Raw genomic sequence first — 4,761 nt, forward strand, 5'->3', positions numbered from 1 at the left:
GCTCTCCACCTTCTCCACCTTTTCCGTCGAAGTCGTCGCGCACTTGCAGCAGGGGCGTTACGGCTGGGCCGCGGGCGAGATCGCCATTCATGTGCTGGCATCGGTCGTGATGACCATCCTGGGTATCGCGACGGTGTCGCTTACGCGCTGAAATCACATGGCGATTGTCATCCGGCGTTATGAACCGTCCGACCTCGATGCGGTGATCAATGTCTTTTTGCGCGCGATCCGCGAGGTCGCATCGCGTGATTACGACGCCGCTCAAATCGATGCCTGGGCGCAAGCGGACCGCGATGTATGGGCCCGGCGCCGGCTCGATCGGCCAACATGGCTTGCGCTTGTCGACGGCGCGGTTGCCGGATTCGGCGATCTTCAGAGCGATGGGCATATCGACATGTTGTTCGTGCATCCGGAACATCAGCGCGCGGGTGCGGCGAACGCGCTGCTCGATCAGATCGAATCCGAAGCGCGGAACCAGCATCTCGCCATCATCGATACCGAGCCTAACCGCCCGGCCGTTCTTCGAAGCGCGCGGGTTCGAGGTCGTCCGGTCGCAAGTCGTGGAAGTGCGCGGCGCACGCCTGACCAACTTCCGCATGCAGAAACGCCTCGATCCGGTATAGACAACCTTTCGAAGCGCGTTTGAAGTCCCGAGTTAAGGTGATTCCCGGCCTTGTTATAGGGCTTTTGTTTGTTTAGACTGCGCCGATACTTGTATAGACAGGAACCGCCGAAATGGACGCTGTAACTTCAGCATGAGTACGCCCGCGTACCAGGAAATCAAGGATCACATTCTCACGCGCATTCATGCGGGCGAATGGAAGGAGGGCGATCAGGTACCATCCGAAAACGAGCTTGCACGCGACTTCAAGGTCGCGCGAATGACCGTCAATCGCGCGCTGCGCGAGCTGACCGCCGAGCAGATCCTGACGCGCGTCCAGGGTGCCGGCACGTTTGTGGCGCAACCGAAATACGCATCGACGCTGGTCGAAATCCGCAGCATCTCCGATGAAATCATCGGACGCGGCCATGCGCACCGGGCGGAGGTCATGCACCTTGGCGCATCCGTACTGGATGAACGCCTTGCGCTTGAAATGAAGCTGACCGAAGGCAGTCCCGTGTTTCATTCGCGCGTGCTGCATTTCGAAAATGATTTGCCCATTCAACTGGAGGAGCGCTGGGTCAACCCCGCGCTGGCGCCGGAATACGCGCGGCAGGATTTCACCAGGATCACGCCGAATCAGTACCTGATGGTTGCAGCGCCCCTGCAGCGCGTCGAGTACCGCATTGAAGCCGCGCTGCCGGATGAGGGGACGGGGCTCGCTTTATCGATGAAAAACGGTGCGCCTTGTCTCATGTTGCATCGGCGGACGTGGTCGCGGGATGCGGTGGCGTCGGTGGCAAATCTCTGGCATCCCGGCGACCGGTATCAATTCACCGGACACTTCTAGCTTTTTGGCGGCAACGTCGGCGCGACAGCGGCATTGTTGTCGAATATGACATTACTGTCATTTTCGAGGGCTGGATTGCCCAGACTCCCACCTATTTTTACCCTGAAACAGTTTTATTCAGTAAAAAATACCCATCTCGTGCTAGTCCCACCTTTGATTGTTGCGAAATGAACAATGATGTTTCGCGTAAATAAGGGTTTTCCCTCCAAGGTCGGAAGCATAGACTTCTTACATCCGAAAACGAATTCAGAAACCGCTTATTAACTTCTGAAATCGCTTCGAGACGACAAACAAAATACTGGAGGTTTCACCATGTTCAAGTCACTCATTCCCGCAGTTGTCATCGTGTCGGCACTTGCAGCTCCGACCTTCGCGTTTGCCCAGAGCAACGACAACGGCCCGGTCACGCGCGCCGAAGTGAAGGCGCAACTGGTTCAACTGGAAAAGGCCGGCTATAACCCGTCGAGCGACCAGATCAACTACCCGGCCAACATTCAAGCCGCACAAGCGCGCGTGGATGCACAAAACCAGGCAGCGACATCGTATGGCCCGTCGACGAGCGGCACCTCGGCAGCAGGCGTTCGCAGCTCGGTAGCGCCGGCGCAAAATACTCCCGGATCGGTGTTCTTCGGTCACTAATCGGTAGTCAGGTCTTGGCAGTAACGTAGTGCGACGCCGGTAACGGCACCACGCGCCACCCAAAAAACTCGCCCTCCGCAGCAACGCGGCCGGCGAGTTTTTTGCGTTTCGACCGCTCGGTCAGCTCGGCGACTTCGCGCCGCATGCACGAATCACGAGCTTGACGACTTCTTCGGTGGAGGTATCGAAGGCTTTCTGCGATAACGCCCGCTTGCCTTTCAGCGCGCGAATCTGCGCATCGAAATCCGCGTAATGCTGGGTCGTCGCCCAGATCATGAAGAGCAAGGTCTGCGCATCGGTGGGCTCGAGCAACCCATGCGCGACCCATCTGTCGATTACCACGACGCGTGTATCGAGCCACGGCTTGACCCGCTCTGTCAGGATGTCCTGCATGTGCACTGCGCCGTGAATGATCTCGCTTGCCCAGACTTTCGAGCCGAGCGGCCGGCGCCGCGACAACTCCATTTTTGTCCGCACGTAACCGCTGATGGCTTCGACCGGATCGTCACTGGTTTCGAACGTATCGGCCGCACGATGCCAGTCATCGAACAAATCCTCCAGCACTCTGCGATACAACGCGAGCTTTGTCGGAAAGTAGTAATGCAGGTTGGCTTTCGGCAAGCCTGCGCGTTCCGCGATCATCGCCGTGCTCGCGCCTTCGAGGCCGCGTTCCGCGAAAACCGCTTCGGCGCATGCCAGAAGATGCGCTTCGTTGGTCTCGCGTATGTGTGCCTTGCGCCGCCGCAATGGAGTGGGCGCGGCGTCGTCTTTCACTGCCTCGGCTGTCGCTTCGTCGTCTCTCATCGTTATCCTCGAATGGCGCTGCGCGCCTCATTCTATTCGGTTTGATGCCCGCGCTGCTCAACGCATCTCAACGCTGTCAAGCGACTCTGCTGCATCGCAATGGCACGCTTCTCGCTCTGTCTTTCGAACTATCGGAAACCCCGAAAGACGTTGATTTGCCAATATTAATCGGCTACAACCTGTCCAGTTGGACAGGATTTGCGAAGCGGCATCGAACAGGATATTGGACGTTGCTGCGGGAGACGTGCAAGCTGCACAAGAGACGTGCAAGTGCGCCCCAAAGCCGGCGTCGATGCACCAGTTTCGTATGGGTAGTAACCCCACATTCAAGCGATACACCAAGGAGAACGCGACATGAACGCGGTAACCGATTCAGCACTGGACACGTCGATCCGGGTCAACGGCAAACGTCTCTGGGAAAGTCTCATGACGATGGCAAAGATCGGCGCAACGCCGAAGGGCGGCGTGTGCCGCCTTGCCCTCACGGATCTCGACAAGGAAGGGCGCGACCTGATCGTGAGCTGGGCGAAGGAAGCTGGCTGCACGGTGACCGTCGACCAGATGGGCAACGTCTTCATGCGGCGCGCGGGACGCAACCTGGACGCCGCGCCGGTCGTCACGGGGTCGCACGCGGACTCGCAACCGACGGGCGGACGCTTCGACGGCATCTATGGCGTGCTTGGTGGTATCGAGGTGATCCGCACGCTCAATGATCGCGGTATCGAGACCGAGCATCCGGTCGAAGTCGTGATCTGGACGAATGAGGAAGGCTCGCGTTTCGCACCGGCCATGGTGGCCTCCGGCGTGTTTGCAGGCGAGTTTACGCTCGACTACGGCCTGTCGCGCAAGGACGTGGATGGCAAGACGATCGGCGAGGAACTGCAGCGAATCGGTTATGCCGGCAGCGAACCCTGCGGCGGACGAAAGCTGCATGCGGCCTTTGAATTGCACATTGAACAGGGACCGATTCTCGAAGCGGAGAACCTGACCATCGGCGTGGTCACCGACGCGCAAGGCCAGCGCTGGTACGAGATCACGCTGACGGGGCAGGAGGCGCATGCGGGTCCTACGCCCATGCCGCGGCGTCGCGATGCATTGCTCGGCGCGTCGCGCGTGGTGGAGCTCGTGAATCGTATCGGGCTCGATAACGCGCCGCTCGCATGCGCGACGGTCGGCATGATGCAAGTGCATCCGAACTCGCGCAACGTGATTCCCGGACGCGTGTTCTTCACCGTCGACTTCCGTCATCCCGATGACGCCGTGCTCGCCAAAATGGATGCCGCGTTGCGTGAAGGCGTGGAGAAGATAGCGAGTGGTATCGGCCTTGAAACGCAGCTCGAACAGATCTTCTACTACGCACCCATTGCATTCGATACCGCCTGCGTCGCGTCCGTGCGTGCTGCCGCCGAGCGCTTCGGTTATCCGCACAGGAACATCGTCTCAGGCGCGGGACACGATGCGTGTTACCTGTCGAAGGTCGCACCGACATCGATGGTCTTCGTACCCTGCGTCGACGGGATCAGCCATAACGAGATCGAGGATGCCTCGGAAGAATGGATCGAAGCGGGCGCGAACGTGCTGCTTCACGCCATGCTGGAACGCGCCGGTCAGTAACAAACAAGCGCCGCACCCATATAAAAATCCCCACAATCAGGAAGGACGCGTATGACCATGAAGCCTACCGGCGACATTGCCCCGCAAAGGCTGTCGCAAGAGCAACTGGCGTGTGAGTTCTCGGACGTGGCGCCGCTCCTCGATGCAACCGCGGCAGCGGCTGCATCGAGCCGTTGCCACTATTGTTACGACGCGCCGTGCATCAATGCGTGTCCTACGAAGATCGATATCCCGAGCTTCATCCGCAAGATCG

General features: G+C 59.2%; 6 protein-coding genes and 1 pseudogene. 6 read left to right on the plus strand and 1 reads right to left on the minus strand.

Annotated elements, in window-relative coordinates; translation table 11 throughout:
* The 4 genes from ACFFAR_RS24995 to ACFFAR_RS25010 form a co-directional block, all read left to right on the plus strand.
* The coding region (locus ACFFAR_RS24995; RefSeq protein ID WP_375508644.1) for a CrcB family protein at nt 1-151 on the plus strand (151 nt) is incomplete at its 5' end.
* Between the two features lie 6 nt (nt 152-157).
* A complete protein-coding gene (locus tag ACFFAR_RS25000) occupies nt 158-646 on the plus strand; it encodes a GNAT family N-acetyltransferase (RefSeq protein WP_375508643.1) in 489 nt (162 codons plus the stop codon).
* Nucleotides 647-755: 109 nt separating this feature from the next.
* Nucleotides 756-1,451 carry a histidine utilization repressor gene (gene hutC, locus ACFFAR_RS25005; RefSeq protein WP_062172406.1) on the plus strand — a complete coding sequence of 232 codons (696 nt, stop codon included), beginning with the start codon at nt 756-758 and terminating at the stop codon, nt 1,449-1,451.
* A gap of 312 nt (nt 1,452-1,763) precedes the next feature.
* Nucleotides 1,764-2,090, plus strand: coding sequence for a DUF4148 domain-containing protein (locus ACFFAR_RS25010; RefSeq protein WP_062172407.1), 327 nt, complete (start codon nt 1,764-1,766; stop codon nt 2,088-2,090).
* A 120-nt stretch (nt 2,091-2,210) separates the two neighbouring features.
* Here ACFFAR_RS25010 and ACFFAR_RS25015 read toward each other — a convergent pair whose 3' ends face one another.
* Nucleotides 2,211-2,894, minus strand: a complete 684-nt coding sequence (locus ACFFAR_RS25015) for a TetR/AcrR family transcriptional regulator (protein ID WP_062002692.1) — start codon at nt 2,892-2,894, stop codon at nt 2,211-2,213.
* A gap of 354 nt (nt 2,895-3,248) precedes the next feature.
* Here ACFFAR_RS25015 and ACFFAR_RS25020 point away from each other — a divergent pair, with 354 nt between their 5' ends.
* Together ACFFAR_RS25020 and ACFFAR_RS25025 are read left to right on the plus strand one after the other, a co-directional pair.
* Nucleotides 3,249-4,508 (plus strand): Zn-dependent hydrolase, encoded by a 1,260-nt coding sequence (locus tag ACFFAR_RS25020; protein WP_062002693.1) that lies wholly within the window; start codon nt 3,249-3,251, stop codon nt 4,506-4,508.
* Between the two features lie 51 nt (nt 4,509-4,559).
* Nucleotides 4,560-4,761, plus strand: a pseudogene (locus tag ACFFAR_RS25025) (dihydropyrimidine dehydrogenase); the annotation flags it as partial.

Origin of the sequence: uncultured Caballeronia sp., from assembly GCF_964243625.1 — a bacterium.
GTDB lineage: Bacteria > Pseudomonadota > Gammaproteobacteria > Burkholderiales > Burkholderiaceae > Caballeronia.

Coding starts and splice junctions, on each gene's coding strand:
- ACFFAR_RS25000 (WP_375508643.1), top strand. CDS start 158: ATGGCGATTGTCATCCGGCGTTATGAACCGTCCGACCTCGATGCGGTG.
- hutC (WP_062172406.1), top strand. CDS start 756: ATGAGTACGCCCGCGTACCAGGAAATCAAGGATCACATTCTCACGCGC.
- ACFFAR_RS25010 (WP_062172407.1), top strand. CDS start 1,764: ATGTTCAAGTCACTCATTCCCGCAGTTGTCATCGTGTCGGCACTTGCA.
- ACFFAR_RS25015 (WP_062002692.1), bottom strand. CDS start 2,894: ATGAGAGACGACGAAGCGACAGCCGAGGCAGTGAAAGACGACGCCGCG.
- ACFFAR_RS25020 (WP_062002693.1), top strand. CDS start 3,249: ATGAACGCGGTAACCGATTCAGCACTGGACACGTCGATCCGGGTCAAC.